The following is a 2,196-nucleotide window of genomic DNA, read 5'->3' on the forward strand; positions in this document are numbered from 1 at the left end:
ACGATAGATTATATGATTGCATTAAAAGCATGTAATCCAGCTAAAAAAATCATCAATTTCGAAGATGATGGCGAAGGAGTAATTAAAGCTGATTTAGTGATCAATGCGTTGTATCAAACACCAACAGTGCCTCAGATGAAAGCCGGTGAAGAGTTCTATATCTGCGGGAAAACATTTTTATTTTATGAGCCAATAGTAATAAAGGACAATGTTAAACATGTGTTCATTTCTTTTGGGGGGGCGGACCCTCAGAATTATACTGATAGGATTTTAAATTTAGTTAATAGACCAGAATATAAAGATTATCAATTTACTGTGGTAATTGGTCGAGCAAAGCAGAATGTTAAAGAGCTACTTGAGTTCAATAAAGTCGAAAATATTGAAGTGCTGTACGATGTTAGTAATATGCCTCAATTAATGTCTAAATCCGACATTGCAATGACATCAAGGGGAAGAACAGCGTACGAGTTAGCTTTACTAGGTATACCAACCTTAGTAATGGCGCAGAACACTAGAGAAGAGAAACATGGTTTTGTTAACCATGACAATGGTTTTAATTACTTGGGATTAAACCCCAATGACTTTATTATTAAGTCTAACTTAGATTTATATCTATCACTTGAAAAAAGTGAACGATGTAAAATCCAAAATAAATTACTAGAACACGATCTGAGAAGTGGTAGAAAGCGTGTTCTTGGGTTAATTAACAGTCTATAGAGGAAATTATGAATAAACCTTATCTTATTGCCGAAGTTGGTGTCAATTTTTTTGATACAGCTAAATCACTAGATATATCACTGATTGAAGCAGCTAAACTCTATATAAAAAAAGCGAAAGAGAATGGAGCTGACGCGGTAAAGTTTCAATCTTATAAAGCAGACACAATTGCTTCAAAAGCTTCACCTGCATATTGGGACTTAACAAAAGAACCTACTACAACACAACATGGATTATTTCAGAAACATGATAGATTCAATAAGGAAGACTATCAAGTATTGTGTAATTATAGTCGAGATCTTGGTATAGACTTTATGTCTACACCATTTGACTATGAATCAGCTGATTATCTTTACGATATGATTGATATCTATAAAATTTCTTCCTCTGATCTAACCAATACTCCGTTTATTGAGTATATAGCTAAGAAAGGCAAGCCTATTTACTTGTCAACGGGCGCCTCTTATATTTCGGAAATCGAAAAAGCTGTACGCGTTATCTTAGATGCGGGTTGTACTAATCTCTGTGTCATGCATTGCGTACTCTCTTATCCGACTAAAGATGAGGATGCAAACCTAGGAATGATTAGCCACTTAAAAACGATATTCCCTCAGTTAGAAATTGGATATAGTGACCATACTTTACCGGATCCATCAATGACAATTCTAACTGCAGCTTATATGTTAGGAGCCACGGTTATTGAAAAGCACTTTACACTAGATAAAACGATGCCAGGTAATGATCACTACCATGCAATGGACCACAATGACCTTAGAAGAGCAAGTGAAAACTTTGAACTGTTGAGTAAGGTTTATGGCTCAAATATCAAATCGGTATTGCCATGTGAAACGATACCGAGGCGTGAGGCCCGCCGTTCTCTAGTTATTACTAATAATTTGAGTGCGGGAGATAAGATCAAGCCTGAACACCTAATGAGTAAGCGCCCAGGTACTGGAATTAGCCCGGAATATATTGATGTCGTATTAGGAAGAGAAATAAAGAGAGACGTGGAAGAAGATACAGTCCTTACTTGGGATATGATTTGATTAAATATAAGTTTTAATAAGATGCTGATATTGATATCAGCGTCTTAATAGTCAACGAAAAGCCGAAAAATGAAAAAAAAACCATATTATGTTATCCTTACCGGTTCAAAAAATAACGCCGGGGATTTTCTAATCAAGTACCGTGCGAAAGAAATATTTCAAAGAATAAGACCAGATCGAGAGATCGTCGATATTAATGGTTGGGAAAAATTCAGCGCTGAAACGCTTGAAATAGTGAATAATTCTGAAGCGTTAATCTTAATGGGAGGGCCTGCTTTACAACAACACATGTATCCAAAAATTTACCCCTTAGTTGATGAACTTTCCGATATTACCACAAAGATAGTTATGATGGGTGTGGGCTGGAAGTCTTTGAGTGGAAACTGGATTGATAGTGTCTACTATCCTTTAGGAAAGCAATGTATAGAGCTAA

The 2,196-nt window shown here is 35.9% G+C and carries 2 protein-coding genes and 1 pseudogene; all 3 read left to right on the forward strand.

The annotated features are described in order from the left end of the window. A pseudogene (locus tag BZG83_RS16285) lies at positions 1–717 on the forward strand (cytidylyltransferase domain-containing protein); the annotation flags it as partial. Between the two features lie 8 nt (positions 718–725). Then, positions 726–1,763: an N-acetylneuraminate synthase family protein gene (locus BZG83_RS16290; RefSeq protein ID WP_077482116.1), complete on the forward strand. Its 1,038-nt coding sequence runs from the start codon at positions 726–728 to the stop codon at positions 1,761–1,763. Positions 1,764–1,832: 69 nt separating this feature from the next. Continuing rightward, on the forward strand, positions 1,833–2,196 hold a 364-nt coding region (locus BZG83_RS16295), incomplete at its 3' end, for a hypothetical protein (RefSeq protein WP_131825115.1).

The organism is Salinivibrio sp. PR919 (genome assembly GCF_001995355.1).
Taxonomy (GTDB): Bacteria; Pseudomonadota; Gammaproteobacteria; order Enterobacterales; family Vibrionaceae; genus Salinivibrio; species Salinivibrio proteolyticus.